This is a genomic window from Parabacteroides leei (assembly GCF_023369805.1).
Classification (GTDB): Bacteria; Bacteroidota; Bacteroidia; order Bacteroidales; family Tannerellaceae; genus Parabacteroides; species Parabacteroides leei.
Window position 1 is genome coordinate 54791 of the sequence record NZ_JAMBQG010000023.1, and the last position, 16869, is coordinate 71659.

The 16869-nt window shown below is 40.1% G+C and carries 18 protein-coding genes; all 18 read left to right on the plus strand.

Annotation, left to right across the window (positions count from 1 at the left end):
- Nucleotides 1-110: 110 nt before the first annotated feature.
- The 18 genes from M1P97_RS22810 to M1P97_RS22895 all read left to right on the plus strand — a co-directional run bounded on the left by M1P97_RS22810 (nt 111) and on the right by M1P97_RS22895 (nt 16790).
- Entirely contained in the window at nt 111-1232 is a 1122-nt protein-coding gene (locus tag M1P97_RS22810) for a DUF362 domain-containing protein (protein WP_195374709.1), read from the plus strand.
- A gap of 17 nt (nt 1233-1249) precedes the next feature.
- Nucleotides 1250-2641: a tRNA uridine-5-carboxymethylaminomethyl(34) synthesis GTPase MnmE gene (gene mnmE, locus M1P97_RS22815; RefSeq protein ID WP_249390323.1), complete on the plus strand. Its 1392-nt coding sequence runs from the start codon at nt 1250-1252 to the stop codon at nt 2639-2641.
- A 310-nt stretch (nt 2642-2951) separates the two neighbouring features.
- On the plus strand, nt 2952-4490 hold the full coding sequence (locus tag M1P97_RS22820; RefSeq protein ID WP_249390303.1) for a helix-turn-helix domain-containing protein: 1539 nt from the start codon (nt 2952-2954) through the stop codon (nt 4488-4490).
- An 88-nt stretch (nt 4491-4578) separates the two neighbouring features.
- Nucleotides 4579-5703 carry a tyrosine-type recombinase/integrase gene (locus M1P97_RS22825; RefSeq protein WP_249390304.1) on the plus strand — a complete coding sequence of 375 codons (1125 nt, stop codon included), beginning with the start codon at nt 4579-4581 and terminating at the stop codon, nt 5701-5703.
- Between the two features lie 103 nt (nt 5704-5806).
- Nucleotides 5807-6205 carry a helix-turn-helix domain-containing protein gene (locus M1P97_RS22830; RefSeq protein ID WP_074635688.1) on the plus strand — a complete coding sequence of 133 codons (399 nt, stop codon included), beginning with the start codon at nt 5807-5809 and terminating at the stop codon, nt 6203-6205.
- Between the two features lie 240 nt (nt 6206-6445).
- Complete coding sequence (locus tag M1P97_RS22835) at nt 6446-7135, plus strand: hypothetical protein (protein ID WP_249390305.1); 690 nt, start codon at nt 6446-6448, stop codon at nt 7133-7135.
- 421 nt (nt 7136-7556) lie between these two features.
- Nucleotides 7557-8090, plus strand: a complete 534-nt coding sequence (locus M1P97_RS22840) for a hypothetical protein (protein WP_249390306.1) — start codon at nt 7557-7559, stop codon at nt 8088-8090.
- Between the two features lie 543 nt (nt 8091-8633).
- Entirely contained in the window at nt 8634-9311 is a 678-nt protein-coding gene (locus tag M1P97_RS22845; protein WP_143024753.1) for a hypothetical protein, read from the plus strand.
- A 171-nt stretch (nt 9312-9482) separates the two neighbouring features.
- Nucleotides 9483-9827, plus strand: coding sequence for a helix-turn-helix domain-containing protein (locus tag M1P97_RS22850; RefSeq protein WP_074635694.1), 345 nt, complete (start codon nt 9483-9485; stop codon nt 9825-9827).
- A 179-nt stretch (nt 9828-10006) separates the two neighbouring features.
- Nucleotides 10007-11074: an AAA family ATPase gene (locus M1P97_RS22855; RefSeq protein ID WP_074635746.1), complete on the plus strand. Its 1068-nt coding sequence runs from the start codon at nt 10007-10009 to the stop codon at nt 11072-11074.
- Nucleotides 11075-11148: 74 nt separating this feature from the next.
- On the plus strand, nt 11149-12042 hold the full coding sequence (locus M1P97_RS22860) for a toprim domain-containing protein (protein WP_249390307.1): 894 nt from the start codon (nt 11149-11151) through the stop codon (nt 12040-12042).
- Nucleotides 12039-12392, plus strand: coding sequence for a helix-turn-helix transcriptional regulator (locus M1P97_RS22865; RefSeq protein ID WP_249390308.1), 354 nt, complete (start codon nt 12039-12041; stop codon nt 12390-12392). Before M1P97_RS22860 ends, M1P97_RS22865 begins: the two co-directional genes overlap by 4 nt.
- Nucleotides 12382-13275, plus strand: a complete 894-nt coding sequence (locus M1P97_RS22870; RefSeq protein WP_249390309.1) for a hypothetical protein — start codon at nt 12382-12384, stop codon at nt 13273-13275. Before M1P97_RS22865 ends, M1P97_RS22870 begins: the two co-directional genes overlap by 11 nt.
- Before the next feature lie 244 nt (nt 13276-13519).
- The gene (locus M1P97_RS22875) at nt 13520-13975 is read left to right on the plus strand and encodes a hypothetical protein (protein ID WP_249390310.1); all 456 of its coding nucleotides are present in this window, start codon (nt 13520-13522) and stop codon (nt 13973-13975) included.
- Nucleotides 13965-14300: a DUF4134 domain-containing protein gene (locus tag M1P97_RS22880; protein ID WP_249390311.1), complete on the plus strand. Its 336-nt coding sequence runs from the start codon at nt 13965-13967 to the stop codon at nt 14298-14300. The genes M1P97_RS22875 and M1P97_RS22880 overlap by 11 nt, the downstream gene beginning before the upstream one ends.
- Nucleotides 14301-14391: 91 nt before the next feature.
- The gene (locus M1P97_RS22885) at nt 14392-14769 is read left to right on the plus strand and encodes a DUF4134 domain-containing protein (protein WP_007215865.1); all 378 of its coding nucleotides are present in this window, start codon (nt 14392-14394) and stop codon (nt 14767-14769) included.
- A 53-nt stretch (nt 14770-14822) separates the two neighbouring features.
- Nucleotides 14823-15113, plus strand: coding sequence for a DUF4133 domain-containing protein (locus M1P97_RS22890; protein ID WP_249390312.1), 291 nt, complete (start codon nt 14823-14825; stop codon nt 15111-15113).
- A gap of 210 nt (nt 15114-15323) precedes the next feature.
- Complete coding sequence (locus M1P97_RS22895) at nt 15324-16790, plus strand: fimbrillin family protein (RefSeq protein ID WP_249390313.1); 1467 nt, start codon at nt 15324-15326, stop codon at nt 16788-16790.
- Nucleotides 16791-16869: the final 79 nt, after the last annotated feature.

Genomic DNA, 16869 nt, shown 5'->3' on the forward strand with positions numbered 1-16869 from the left:
ATAGTAAGAAAATGTTCTTTATAAAAAACATTTTTTTTAAACATAATGTTTTCAAGGACTCGTTGAATGGATATAATCATGTACATTTGCATGATAAAACCAATAAGAGAATGGACAAATCGAAAGTTTATTTTACGAATCTTCGTACGACTCCCTCCAGTAACCTGCTGGATAAGATGGAACGGCTTGTAAAACGTGCCGGCATTGCAAATATTGATTTTAAGAACCAGTTCGTAGCCATAAAAATCCATTTCGGGGAACCGGGCAACCTGGCTTATATTCGCCCTAATTATGCTGCCCGCATGGCAACCTTGCTCCGTTCATTGGGAGCAAAACCTTTCCTTACCGATTGTAATACACTGTATTCAGGACGTCGTTCCAATGCAGTCGACCACTTGGAAAGTGCAATGGAAAACGGTTTCAACCCTATTTCTGCCAAATGTGACGTGATCATCGCAGATGGACTGAAAGGAACGGAATGCCGTGAAATAGAAATAAACGGTGAATATTGCAAAGCTCCTAAGATCGGATCGGCTATTGCCGACGCTGATATCATTATCAGTATGAATCACTTCAAGGGACATGAACAGACCGGATTTGGAGGTGCACTGAAGAACCTAGGAATGGGATGTGCCAGTGTTGCCGGTAAGTTGGAACTGCACGGAGCCTCCCAACCACGTATCGATCTGGAAAAGTGTAAAGGTTGCAATATCTGTGTAAAACATTGCCGCCACGAAGCCATCCGCCTGGATGAAAACAGGAAAGCAGTAATCGATTATGACAAATGTGTCGGTTGCGGACAATGTGTAGCTCTTTGCCAATATGACGGTGCCGTACTCGGTTCATGGGATACTTCGGTAAACTTAAATTGTAAAATAGCAGAATACACACAAGCCGTATTGCAGGATAAGCCTCATTTCCATATCAGTTTCATTATGAATGTATCTCCCGAATGTGACTGTTGGAATCATAATGATGCGGCTATCGTCCCAGACCTGGGTATTGCAGCTTCATTCGATCCGGTTGCTTTGGACAAGGCTTGTGCCGATATAGTCATCAAAGCCCCGATCCTTGAAACAGGTAACCGTCTTTCAGAAACACCTCATCATGATCATTTGGAAGGTTGTGACAAATTCCATATCATGCACCCGGAAACCAACTGGCAAGCCGGACTGGAACATGCTGAAAAAGTTGGAATCGGGACTCAGGAATATGAACTAATAACCGTATAAGGATATATAATTTTATGATCAATCAGGATACTATCTGTGCCGTATCGACAGCCCCCGGAGCCGGAGGAGTAGCTGTGATTCGTGTATCCGGCACTGACGCCATAAGAATTTGTGACACTATCTTCGCTCCTAAAATCGAAGGAAAGAATCTTCAGAGCCAGAAAGCTTACACCTTACGCTACGGTAGTATCCGTCGCGGGGAAGAGTTGATCGACGATGTACTTGTCGCCCTCTTCCGCGCCCCTCATTCGTTTACAGGAGAAGATACCGTCGAGATCACTTGCCACGGTTCGGTTTATATCCAGCAGCAAATCCTCCAGTTACTGATCGAAAAGGGTTGTCGTTCTGCTCTTCCCGGCGAATATACACAACGTGCTTTCCTAAATGGGAAGATGGATCTGAGCCAGGCCGAAGCTGTAGCCGACCTGATTGCTTCCACATCTGCCGGAATGCACAAACTGGCTATTAATCAGATGCGTGGAGGCTTCAGTAATGAATTGACAAAACTACGCAGCCAACTACTCGATTTCACCTCTTTGATCGAACTGGAACTCGATTTCAGCGAAGAAGATATCGAGTTTGCCGACCGTACCAATCTAAAGCAGCTGGCAACAAACATCGAACAATTGATACACAAACTGGCCGATTCATTCAGTGTGGGTAATGCCATTAAAAACGGTATCCCTGTCGCCATCATCGGCGAAACGAATGCCGGTAAGTCCACTTTACTCAACCTGTTGGTCGGTGAAGAGCGTGCCATCGTTTCCGACATACACGGAACCACCCGCGATGTGATAGAAGACACGATCAACCTATCAGGCATCACCTTCCGTTTTATCGACACGGCCGGTATCCGCGAAACCAACGACACCATCGAAAGCCTGGGTATTGAACGTACTTTCCAGAAACTCCGCCAGGCTTCTATCGTCCTTTGGGTGATCGACCTAAACACTCCAGCCAAACAAATAGAAGAACTGGCACAAACGATCCTTCCGCAGGCTGAAGGTAAAAAAGTGATTCTTGTATTCAACAAATCCGACTTACTCTCACCGGAAGAACTAGCTATCAAGCAAGAGTTGCTTGGCAAAGTTCCTGCTGACCGATTATATATTTCAGCCAAACAGCAAGCAAATACAGAAATACTCAAACAGTATCTTATCCAGGCTGCAGCCCTGCCGGAAGTCTCACAGAACGATGTCATCGTCACAAACGTCCGCCATTACGAGTCCCTGACAAAAGCCCATGAAGCTATACTCCGTGTAATTAATGGACTGGAGATGAACATTTCAGGGGATTTCCTGAGCCAGGATATCAGGGAATGCATGCATTATCTAGGAGAAATTACAGGGCAGATCAGTAATGATGAGATATTGGGGAATATCTTTGGGAAATTTTGCATCGGCAAGTAGCTCATATCCAACAACTTAAAACATTTTAAAATAACTGCGAATAACCTGCTCATAATGAGTGGGTTATTTTTTTAACACTTCGTAATTGGTATTTGTTGGAACAAAAGTTTCAGCTTATTTTTGGCCCAAGTTTCATTCCTCTCGCTCAAATTCGAGCAACAGCTAAGAGAAAATTGTGATAGAAGGAACAAGTGAGACGCTGTGAGAATCACAACTATGCGCCATTTGTAATTCACGGCACAAGCGTGAGACGCTGTGAGACGCTATGAGACGCTATGAGACAAAAGTGTAGACTTAAACAGATACCTCGATGGAAATAATAAAGCACTGTAAATGCTGCGGAAATCAGTTCATTGCGCACCGAATGGCAACGCTGTACTGTTCCAAAGCGTGCAACGCAAAGGCAACAAGGGTACGTAAGAAGAAAAGTATTCAGCAAGAATATCAAGAGCTCCAAAATGACTTGGAGTCGTCAACTGAGTATTCTATCCCTAATGCGGAATATCTTAGCCCAATTCAAGCAGCAAAACTGCTTGGAGTGAGTCGTGCTACCATATATAGGTATGCACTCGCTGGAGTTATAAAAGCAGTGCAATTTAAGGGGCTTACTATCATCCGAAAATCCGACATTGAGAAGACCTTTGATAATGCGTCTGAGTATAAAAAAAGGATCGCATTCAGTAAGAAAAAGGAAGATAGTGAGTACTATACAATCCGAGACATCAGTGAAAAGTATCATATAGGGAAAAAAGCTATATTGTCTCGTTGCGAACGATACAGCATTCCCAAGGTTTATGATGGCAGAAACGTTTTCTTCAAAAAAGTACATGTCGATGCTCATTTTGCCGAGTTGATAGAAGAAATTGACTTGGCCAACTATTATACGACCGAGCAACTAATGGAGAAACTATGCATGTCAAAACAGAATGTGCTGACCTTTGTTTATCGAAATAAGATTCCAAGAATAACTCGTGGCCGTTTAGTCTACTATTCAAAAGTCCATATTGACAATTATAAACGCAGAGGCAATGATATCGATACAAACTGGTACACTTATGATGAAATAATAGAAAAGTATGGTTTGTCTGTGGATCAAATCAGCTATCAAATACGTCAAGAGAAAATAAAGACAGAAAAGCGCGGTAAGTTCACTATGATTTTCAGATCGGAGTTTGATGAACAAATAATAAAAGGAAAGTTTGGCGACATTGAGCGAGACGAGAAGACTGGTAAATTCAATTTTGCCAATAATTCTCATCCAAAAGTGGTAATAAAGAATAAGACTGGTAATGTTGAAGCTCCTGAAACTCCTGATGGCTATTTTTCGACAGAGGAAATAAGCAAGAAGTACTCTATCAATATCAGGCATGTTCAAAAACTGACGAGAGAGGCAAGAATACCCAAAATATCACTGAAAGGATTCAACTTCTTTGAGATACCAAGTGTATTGGCTTTGTTTGGCTCCTCACAAATTAATGATGGTGTCAAAGAATGGATTACTCCAGAGGAAATGGAAAAGCAATATAACATGACCCCCGTAGCCCGCCGTTCATTTACCCATCGTCATAAAATTCCGACCAAGGCTGAATATGGCAAAATATTCTACTCAAAGGAACATATAGACAAAGTCAAACATCTGGTCTTTAATGGCAAAGAAAATTACTACTCTGTTCAAGAAGTCATGGACAAGTATGAATTGACCAAGGACATGGTATTTTACTACTCTAATAAAAAGAAAGTTACCAAAGTAAAGTGCGGGCAACAAGTCTATCTTCTAAAGACAGAAATAGATGAATATATGGCTGAAAGAGCTCAAAACAGCGAATTACTGCCAATTACTGACGATTAACCAGGAATGATAAAAGTGAATGGTAGGTCAGCATAGGAGCATTTAAGACTTTTGCACCAGAAAACAATAATTCAAAAACAAATATAAAATGCAGCAATGTAAGACAGTTACACTAAGAAGTCGAGCCAGGCGCAATGGCACGCATTCTCTGTTTCTGGAATTCTATCCAGGCTACAGAGACCCTAAAACGATGGAACTTATACGTCGTCGTTCATTAGGTATATACATCTACTCAGAGCCTAAAACGCCCAGAGAAAAGGAGTATAACGCCTTAATGATTGAAAAGGCAGAAGCAATCAGATGCAATGTCTATTCTGAGATAATCAATGAGAAATATGATTTCTTTAGTAATAACAAAACTAAGGAGAGTTTCTTGGATTATTTTGAAGAAGTAAGCAGAACCAAGCACAACAAATGGTTATCTTCCGTCAAGCACTTCAGTGCATTCTGCCATGGCGAATGTTCCTTTGAAGAGTTAGACGTTGAGTTCTGCCGCAAATTCATGGATTATCTGATGAAAGCGAAAAGTCTCTCAACGGGAAAACCGCTAAATAGAAATTCTGCTGCCGACTATTGGATTATTTTCAGAAATATTCTCAATCTGGCTTATCGTGAGAGACGAATCAAAGAAAAGATTGTGGACTACCTTGATTATATCAAGTGGGTTCCAACTGTAAAGGAAAGCTTGACACTTGAAGAATTAAGAAGCCTTCATAATACGCCCTGTTCTATTGAGGTCATGAAGAAAGCTGTAATTTTTTCATGCTTGACCGGACTTCGCCGAAGCGATATTATCAACTTAACATGGGAGAATGTCCGCAAATATGCGGATGGCGGTCGTTATTTGGATTTCATTTGTCAGAAGACCAAGGTACAAACTGTTGTTCCAATCAGTAATGAAGCCTATGAACTGATTCAACCAGAGACAGACAAACCTGTATTTGCTGGATTCACAAAAGAAATGAGCAATAATGAAATGAGGAGATGGCTAAAGGATTCGGGTATAAAAAAACACATCACATTTCATTGTTTTCGGCACACCTACGCCTCATTGCAAATGGAATTAGGTACTGACATCTATACCGTTCAGCATTTGTTGGCACACAAGAACGTCTCTACTACCCAGATTTATGTAGCGCATGCTTCGCCCAAAACGAGAGAAGCTGCCAACAAAATTAAGTTGAAGGAAGAAGATACAAATGAAAATGAATAATGACCCCAATTACTGATGCTTACGGTTCACTTACTAGAGTAATTGAAGGTCAGCATTGAATCATAGCTGACCTTTGCACCAGTAATTCAAAAATATTACAAGTATGACAACAGAAGAAATAACATTTAATGACTTGCCCAAAGTTGTAGCACAATTATTGGATAAGATTTCAGGATTGGAGCTTAGTTTCAACAGACTGTATGAAGACATCAAGAAGAGTCCATCTCGTGCTTCAGAACACATTCCTATGAATATTGATGAAGCTTGTGAATTCCTGAAGATGAAGAAAGGGACAATGTATTATCACCTACAGAACCGCTCGATTCCAGCCACGAAGAAAGGTAAAAGCTATATTTTTTTTAAAGATGAGCTGATTAAGTGGGCAGAATCCGGACGAACAACTGAAGTACCATTGACACCCGAAGAAATGAACGCAGCATTATCTAAACGTGCCGGAAAGAATACACCGACTGATAGAAGTAAGCTATTACGCAAGAAGTAATGTTAACAAGTGTTTAGTAGTAATTTCTATTAGTGTCTATCACGTTACCGACAATGGAAAACAAGAGCCAAACAAGTGAAAAAACAATCAGATAAAAGAAATAAAAACAACAGCAAAATATCACTTTTGGTGTTTTGTAAAGATAGTTAAGATATTGTGTATCAGTCAGTCTAACTATTACTAATTAAGAGTTTTCTCTCTAACTTTGCAGTCGAAAATAAATAATAATTCAAAGTATTTATGACTAATAAGTTTAGAGAGAAATTCTTTTATACCATCCTTACAAACTTCGTAAGTGTGTTTGTCATTCTCATACTGCCTCTATTCTTTGGAGACAATCATATTACTCAATGGTATTATCAGAAAACAAGTATTCTGTTCTCATCATACAAAAACGAGTGTCTGTTCATCGCTCTTATGATTGGAGTTCTTCTCTGTTTCTATACCATTAGAATCAGTAAGAGAAGAGAATCAGTTGCAGAAAAAGTTATTCATGAAACTTTCAATTATCAAGAAGTACTGCAAACCAAAGAAAAAGAGAGAGAAGAAATCATCCAAGAGACCAAAAATGCCATTGGAGATTATCTGAGAACATGTCTTTGCCCCTACATTCAAGAGAATGAAATGGAAAAATTGATCCAGAACATAGATAAGTGGGACAATACCAAAGGCTATATATTACTTCCTGTAATTACAGATGGTAGGCTATCCACATTAGATTTAAGGCACATGATTTGGAATGTAGGGAAACGACTGGGTTGGAATGGAAACAAGTGTGCCACATTCATAAAAGTGTGCTTCCCAATAGAACTTAAAGATCTAGAAATAGAGACCATACGCCGAAATCTTCGTCAAAGGGGTAATTGTATTATTGACATCGATATTCCTGAATGTGGAGATTACAAATTCCATCTAAATCATCCAAAATAGCCAAAATTTTCAGTATATGACAAAAAGTATAATCAGCTGATTGTTATATAATTACCATCTATTTTCTTGCATAAAACCTTAGAAATTAGTATTTTTAAAGAAAAGTTTGACGGCTTTTTCTATGATGACTAATCCTAAGGTTCACTACAAACATAGTGATTTATTTGACAAGTTGAATGTGATTTTCGGGGAAAGTATGAATTTGGCTCGAATAAAGTTTATCTCGCTAATGATTCTGGCTTTATGTAAGGTGCAAACAGTGAGCTTCTATCGGCTCTCAACTGCTTTTGATAGTGGTTCTGAGGCTCTGTCCTGTATGCGTAGAATACAACGATTCATGTCTTCTTATGTGCTAGACTTTGATATAATTGCCCGCTTGATTATGGCATTGCTTCCTCATAAAGGTCCATATACCCTTTCCATGGATAGAACCAATTGGCAGTTTGGTACTACTGATATTAATGCGCTGGTACTGGGCATCACTTATGAAGGTGTAGCCTTTCCCATCCTCTTCCGTTTGCTACCCAAACGGGGAAACTCTAATACCGCAGAACGGATAGAGATTATCGAGCGGTTTATTAGGCTTTTTGGTAAATCCTCTATTGAGTCTCTGGTAGGCGACCGAGAGTTCGTAGGAGAGAAGTGGCTGGAGTATTTAAACAAGAAAGGAATCCCTTATCACTTGCGTATACGGGAAAACTTTTGGGTGAAGGATCCTCGCACAGGCAAGCAATTCAAGGCTTTTTGGGTCTTCAGCCGCTTGCAATTAAAGCAAGGTATGGTTCTGCCACGTATCTATTACGTAAACAATCAGCTGTGTTATCTTAGTGGAGCTAGATTAAAGAATCAAGAGGGAAAGCCCGAATTACAGATTATTGTGTCGTACAACAAGCCGGAAAAAGCACTCGATTCTTATAAAAAAGGTGGCAAATTGAGACCTGTTTCAGGGCGATGAAGTCCAGTGGGTTCAATATTGAAGATACGCATCTGACCCACTTAGATAGATTTGAAAGACTATTTGCCGTAATGATCATAGCATTTGCATGGGCTTATCTGGTGGGAATATACAAAAATCTGATGATAAAACCTATACGAATACTAAAGCATGGAAGGAAAGCAAAAAGCATCTTCAAGTATGGTTTAGAGGAGATTGCAAACGTTTTGCTAAATCCTTGGTATAAAGAGAGGTTTGATATATTCAAAATTTTGTCATGTACTTAGGCCAAAATTATAAAAATTCTATGTAACAGTGCAGATTGGTTGCACACTTTGGCATTATCTTTGCAAAATGTTTGCTGTAAGCCATTTAGTAACATAACTAAATTGAAACTCAGCATCAGCCCATCTTGAAATCCGCAAAAAGGCTCCATCTTGGGCTTTTTTTATGTCAAATTTTTAACAAAATGTTAAGTTATGAACCGAAACTACAATCGATTCGGTCTCTCTCTTTTTGTTCACATCCAGTAGCGAACAGAAAAAGAATGCAAAGAGACCTCTAGTGAAAAATGAAATGTATGCTCTCCTTGAGGAAGCCTACAAAGTGTATCAACAAGAGGTATTGCAGGAAGGCAAACTCCATCGTCGCTTTGCCAATGATTTTGCCTATCGCCATTCCTACATTGAGATTGAAAGCGAAGCAGAAGCGCAACTCCACATCAAAAACATCAGTGCCATTTATGAACTATTGACTGAGCGTTTGGACTTGGTGAAAGAATTCTTTACCCAAGACCAATTCACTCAGGAAGACTGTGAGCTAATGCTTCATCTATTCAATACTCAAGAGCCTGAAGATTCTCCTTCCCCATCAAAGCCACAAGTGTTGGGCTACTTTACAGATCAACAGATAACCCTCATTACAGACTTTGCCAAAGAGCAAAAACTATTCAAAAAAGAGGTTAGCAAAGAAGAATTCAAAGCACTGTTTGCTGGTACTTTGGAAACACCTCTAACCGCCAACCACAATGGTTTGGTTGCCTGTTTCCTTAATTATCTGAGAGATGAACAATTTTTGGTTTATCCCTGGCAAAAAGTTATAGCAGACCGACAAATGATTTGTTCTAAATCTACTGGTAAACCACTTAGCCGTGAGAATCTGAAAAATGCACTATCCTCCTTCAAAAGTTCACATGGAGTAAAATATCTCCCTTTTGAAGAATTCGTCAAACAACTGAAGTAAAAAGAAGAATAGTCAAACAAGCGAAAACAAAAAACCATACTTCTCATCATACATCTTGGGAGGTATGGTTGCTTGTTCTTTACACTCGAAACATTGACCGTAACTTTGCCGCCGAATCGATTCAGAATTGGTGGTACAAGCACCTAGTGTCAACTAAAAAAAGAATCAAAAATGGAGAAGCAAAGAATAAATCAAAAGATACTCTGCAAGAGAATGGATGAATTAGAGATGGCTATTAGTGAGCTGAACACACTTGAAGCCAGCGAAATCAATAAGCGTCTCTTGAAGATTGAAAATATGCTCTATGCAGCCAAAGATACGCTTACCTCTCAGGAGGCAGCCAACTATATCGGCATTTCTCTTTCGCAACTATATAAGCTCACTAGTAAATCAAAGATTCCATATTACAAGCCACAAGGAAAGATGGTGTACTTCGCCAAGAAAGAATTGGATGAATGGATGCGTCAAGACCATTATCCGGTAATAACTCAGAATAGCCAATCCAATGAAGTATAACAAAAAGAGTAAAGACTATATGCTAACTGATGACCAACTACAGGAGTTGCTTGAAAAATCAACCATACGTATTTCATCAAACAGCAAGACGACTCAAAAACATTCAAAACAAAAAGATGGCAAGAAGAAAGACAAATAAGAACCCAGATAATCAAGAGGTGCAGACCAACGTCCAGGAAATGCTGTTGCTTTTCAATAGTGATTTTTCCGATGAGCAGCTAGAACATTACTTGAATAAAGGAATGATAAAAGTCTCTGAAAAAGTAGAGAAGCCACCACAGATTCTTTGGGTTGGAGATTGCACAATTGCCACCTTTGGTAATTTCAGTGCTTCAACCGGTAAGGCCAAAAGCAAGAAGACATTCAACGTGTCGGCTATGGTTGCAGCTGCTCTGATAAATGGTACGGTACTAAACTACCGTGCTTGTATGCCACTAGGAAAACGAAAAATATACTACTTCGACACTGAACAAAGTCGGTATCATTGTCGGAATGTCCATGAACGAATCCTCAAACTGGCAGGACTCCCAACCAATACAGATACAGAGAATATCACTTTTGTTGGTCTGAGAGAATACACACCCAGTCTTCGCATCAGCCTAATTGATTATGCACTCAGAAAAAGCGAGGGATACGGATTGGTTATCATAGATGGATTGAGAGATTTGATGTACGACATCAACAATGCCAAGGAGGCAACCGATGTAATGACCATGCTCATGTCCTGGACTAGCAATTACGACCTGCATATCCATTGTGTACTCCACCTCAATAAGAACGACAGCAATACACGTGGTCATATCGGTACAGAACTTGAAAACAAAGCCGAAACGGTCTTAATAGTCAGTAAGGATAAACAGAATACCGACATCAGTGAAGTTCGCCCGATGCACATGCGAGACAAGGAGTTCTATCCATTTGCCTTTCACATTGATAGCAATGCACTGCCGGTTTTGGAAGAGGACTACCACGTCACGGTGTATAAGCCAAAAGATCAGCCTCTCACGTCATTGCCTGAGAATGTCCACAAAGAAGTTTTAGATGAGCTATTCAGTCAACGTACTCCTGAAAAATACGTAGATATGGTAAAAGCTCTAAATGAGTTCTATGCGCAAAAAGGCTATAAGAAAGGGACTAATGCCACGAAAGAATTACTGAAGCTTCTATCAGAGAAATCCATTATTACAAAAGATGACGCAGGCTATCATTACAATCCTGAAAGTATCAAAAGTGAAACAAGTAAATAACGAGTTTAAGGTTTAGGTTTAATCGGGTATATATATATTAAACTGGATCTATTGCTCAAAAAATATAGAGCATTATGACAATAGATAAAATAAAAGATATCAGTCTGGTGGAATACCTGACCGATTTGGGTTATCAAGCCCACAAGAAGATTGGAAGCAACTATTGGTTCCTATCGCCACTACATAAAGAGGCAACTCCTTCGTTCAAAGTAAACTGCAATACCAATCTTTGGTATGACTTTGCTTTATCACGTGGCGGTAACATTATCAATTTGGTTCAACGGTTGAATCCTGATATGACCATGCACCAAGTTCTCGTGGCATTATCAAACTATAGTGAGACTAACAAAAGTCCACAACAAAGTTATCAGCCACTTTCTGATCAAAGAATATCCCATGAGGATGATACAAAGATTGACTGTGTAAAGCAAATCACAAACTGCTACCTTCTAGCTTACATCTATAGTAGGAATATAAATGTAAATGTAGCCTTGAAGTATTGTCAAGAGGTTCATTACACCTTGGCCAGTGGCAAAACCTATTATGGAATCGCTTTCTTCAATATGTGTGGTGGCATGGAAGTTCGAAACAAATATGCCAAACGCTGTATTGGCGGTAAAGATATATCGCTTATCCTACAGACAAATGGTCAACAAACCATGGAGTGCTGTGTTTTTGAAGGCTTCTTTGATTTCCTTGCCTACGTAACAGCTCAGTTGAAACACGATGAGCAGCTGACCTTACCATACGCAATGGACAGCATCATTCTCAATTCCGTTTCAAATACCAAGAAAGCCCTGGAAGTATTGAATGGTTACGACATCATCCATTGTTATCTGGATAATGATGCAGCAGGACGTAAGGCTACCGAAAAGCTCAAAGTAGCACTCAATCAGGTTCATGACCAGTCTCTTCGCTATCGTGACTACAACGATGTAAATGACTACTTATCAAAACATAGCACATGAACCAAATAGAAATTGAAAAAACGCTGAAAGAGCTCAAAACTGAAGTTCAGCAAATCAAGGAACGTATAAAGCAGATAGAGTACAAATTCTTTCTCAAAAAACGCTACCTGACCATTAAGGAAGTAAGTGACTACACCGGTTATACAGAATCGACTATCTACCATCTTACTGGTAGAAAAAAGATACGTTATCACAAGCCCAATGGTAAAACGATACTTATCAAGCGTAAAGACTTGGAGAAATGGATTGAGTCTCATCCTGTAGAAATTATGGATGAACTTCGTGCAGAGCCCTTTCCCATAAATAAGCCATCAAACTCTAATCAAAAAAATAATTCAGATGAATATTGAACAAGCAAAGCGTATCAAGCTGGAGAAATTCCTAAAAAAGTTAGGATTAGAACCCATAGAAGCAAACGGCAATCGCCTTTGGTATTACTCCCCCTTTCGCAAAGAAGAAGTACCCTCGTTTATCGTGGATGTCCTAAATAATGTTTGGTTTGACCAAGGTACAGATAAGGGAGGAAATATTATTGAACTGGCCAAGCAACTGTATCAGACAGACATCATGCCAATCCTTTTGGACAAGATAGATGAAACTGCACCGGCTGTGCCACCTACACATTTCGATGTACTCTCTCTTACTGGACTGGAAGAATCCGTCAAGTGTGTAACCATTGAGGAATTGAAGAGTATCAAGGATATAGCCTACTTTACCTCAAGAAACATCGATTTCGCCATTGCCGACAAGTATTGCAAGCAAATTAGCTTTCGCTTCAACGATAGAGATTGCCAAGCTGTTGCTTATCCCAATATACATGGCGGCTATGAACTGAGAAGTAATATCTACAGTGGCCACATGCTACCTTTAGCAATCTCAATTGTTCGTATGGATCCAAATGTGATTGCCTCTTCATGCTGCGTATTCACAGACTTTATCGACTTCCTTTCCTATAAGACCCTTCTGGCAAATGGAGAAACAGAAATTCTAGTAGAGAAGTTTGCCGATGTGTACATACTAAACTCACCATCGTTAATAAGCAAGGCCTTGCCCAACCTTAATGCATACTCCCATATCTATTGTTATCTCAATAATGATAAGACAGGCAGAACCATTACTGAAACTATCCAAGGTGCATTTACTGACAGACACGTCGTTGATGCATCTGTAAGATATGCCGATTTTCAAAACGTCAGTACCTATCTCCAGAAAAAATCGTGGCGAAAGAAATGAATTCATACTCGGCACACTCACCATTGTTTTATTAAAACCCTAAAAATAAAGCTCTTCATCATCGAAGGGCTTATTTTATGCCCTAATGTCACTTCTTTGAGTATGAAAACAGAGTGTGATTTTGGCTATTTGCTGAAATGCAGTTAAAAGAACGGCTCAAAAGGTAGCTGTGTTTCTTTATACACAAAAACAGCTATTCCTTTGCAGCAGATTTTTAATAACACAAACACGAAAACAAAGAAATATGAGCGTATTTGGAGTATTTGCCACAGTGCTAACCATCATCTATGTGATCTATTATGCCTGGATGATTGGACGAGATTTGTATGGTAAGAAAGACCAGCAAACCACCAAACAAGAAACTTTTGAAGTCGCTACCGAGGAAACAGAGGAAGTGATTACAGAAGTCAGAGAGATGGGTGACGGATTCAGTTTCTCTACCGATCCTGAGGAAGAGCAAACCGAAGTTGAAGCAGAAAACCACAACGAGACAACCGAATCTCAAGAGGAAGAAGCGGACGATGATAATAATGCTCCAACGCAAGCCGACCATGCCATCATCACTTTATATAAAGAAGGTATGGAAGAAATCAAACCTGAACATTCAAAAGAATTTGAGAGCAGCGAATTTATAACTGCACTCATGAATATTGATACTGTACCAGGCAACCTGCTAAAGACAACAAGGAATGAATTATAAACCAAGTCTTCGATTACTGACCATCGGATTTGCATTAACAGCCGTCCAAAGACTATCAGCCAAGTGCGGAAATGTAGATTACAGTTGGGGCGCAGATGGGTTGGCGCAGGCACACGACTATGTTGTGACCATGATGCTCTACACGCTCTACCTTATTTATGCGGTGTCAGCAATCGTCTCCATCTACTCCGTCATGCAAATTTATATCAAGATGAATGTCGGTGAAGAAGGTGTAACCAAAGATATCATGACACTCGTGGGTGCCTGCCTTTTTATGATTGGTGCATCCATCGTTTTTCCAGCCTTCTTTGGCTACCAAATATAAACGCGCAACAAAAACGCAACAAACAAGAAACTAATTAGATAAAAAACTCAACTGGCCAGACGAGTATATACACAAACCAAAAAAGTTAAGAATGATCCAGAAAATCAAAAACAAATTTAAGAGCATGGGAAAGTCTCTTTGCTCTTCTCAGAGAATGAAAACAATGGCCTTGATGTTGGCTGTAGGTACAACAGCAGCTTTCGCTCAGAATGCAGCAGGTGATTACTCGGCTGGTACTACCGCATTGGGTACAGTGACCACCGAAATCGCCAAGTACATTCCGTATGTAGTCAAGTTGTGCTACGCAATCGCAGGAATTGTGGCGGTAGTCGGGGCAATTTCAGTTTACATCAAAATGAACAATGAGGAGCAGGATGTCAAGAAATCAATCATGATGATTGTCGGCGCTTGTATCTTCTTGGTGGCTGCTGCTCAGGCACTTCCATTGTTCTTTGGTGTAGGTGCATAAGGCTAATCAAGGATAATACATCCAGCGTATTCATTTTAAACACATGAACAACGATGACCGAAGAGCAATATCAAGATTATCCCATTTTCAAAGGTTTGCAAAAGCCTCTTGAATTTATGGGCGTACAGGGTCGCTACATCTATTGGGCAGCCGGTGCTATTGGTGGAGCTATTGTCGGTTTCATCTTAGCCTACTGCTTGATTGGATTCGTGGCTGGATTGATAGCACTGGTAGTCTCATTGGGAACCGGGGCAGCCTTTATCTTTATGAAACAGAAGAAAGGTCTGCATTCCAAGAAAGAAGGCAAAGGTGTTTTCATCTATGCCCGCTCCAAGAAAGTATAACGTAACAAACAACACAAACACAAAATGAACACAAAGATTCAATCAAACACAAATGTCTAAACCGATGGGCTTCCTACAGAAAACTTACCATGTGTAGTTCTTCTGCAGGCAGCCTATCTTTATTTATTCGCTATGACCATTATTTCCATATTCCTTTTCATCCTTTCATTATTAAGCAGTTGCAGTGGCTCTGAGAATAAAGGGCTCGGAATGCAAGCACAGAATACAGCCAGTCAGACCAGGGCGCATTGGGAGCAGGCTAAAAAGCCTTTCGTCATCAGTTTTGAAGATGACAAAAACTTCAATGAACCACTTTCATTGGGTGTATATGCTCAACTGAACGATGCAACGCAAGAAGAGTGTACAGCATTGGGAGGTGTAGTCTTTGTCAAAAAGGGACGTGAATACAGTTGTGCAGACAGAAATGCTTCTACAACAGACACCACAGCTTTGATTTATGCCTGCTTTCCCTATCATAAAGGATTGACGGCACAGGATACCCTACAGATGAAAGCTCCATTTGGGGATCAACTCTTTGCAACAGAAAGCAATCGAAGCTTCACCAGCGTAACAAACGTGAAAATGAAGATGCAAAGTTCGATGGCCAAGCTCCGTATTAAAATGGAAAGTGATGATGTACGTGATATGCTGAATAGTCTGCAAATCATGGGAGACGAGATCTATACCGAAGGAATGTATAAACCATATAAAGGATTATGGGTTTCAAAGGCTATGAATGGTGGTATAAAAGCCAACAGTCATGATATTCTCTTGAACAATGGGCGTAAACATGACTTCTACCTGATTCCAACGGACGTGAAAGGCGTAGTAAACTTCTTTGCAAGAATCAATGAACGCAACTATGCGGTGAAAGCAACCTTGCCTCCTTTGGTAGCTGGAAGCTTGACACAACTCATCCTAAGAAAAGGGAAAGATGGTCTGACTATTACAAGCAGCTGGGTGGAAAGCAAACGCCCCATGTTAGAGTCTCAACCAGTGAATATAGTTGATACGGTGAAAGTTGGTTACTACTTGCAAAAGGAAGGTTATATCAGCAAACAACCAGACAGCAATTCCATCGCGCTTATTATTGAGACCGATGGTAAGCATGGAAAAGCCATTGCCTTGCAAGATGCTTTGGGAAGCTATTGTTTCAGCAAAAAGCCTATGACAAGTAAACAGCTATTTACAACTGTCGATGGCAAGCGAAAAGAAGGTGTATTGAATCCACGCAAAGAAGATGGTGTTGAAGAAGAAAATGCCATCATCTACAAGCCCAAGATGCCCTATTCAGAGCGATGTGCCTTGGGGTATCAGCAAGGAGAAGTGCTGACCCATAAACTTCTCACCAGTTCCAGTTCGATAAATGACATCATTACTCAGGCACACACAGGAATAAACTTGCCAAGAAAGAGTATGTTGGATGAAACACTGAAACACCCCGGAAGCTATGTGCCCTCGTTGGCTGAAATGACCAAGTTCTACTATAGCCTCCATCCATTTAAAGGCAGACCTTTAATGGCCTTGGGTCTTCAAGATCCAAAAGGTGAATACCTCACCTCTACAGAGCAGTCAAGTTCGTCATTTTACATGATTGACTTTGACCATGGAATCATTGCTGGAGGACTATCCAAGCAATATGCCAAGCTCCAATTGAGATTATTTTATTTATTCTAAAACCCACAAACACAAATACATGAATTTAGTATTAGCAGAAACAGTAAACGATAAGAATGGTTCAAGACGACGTATTACA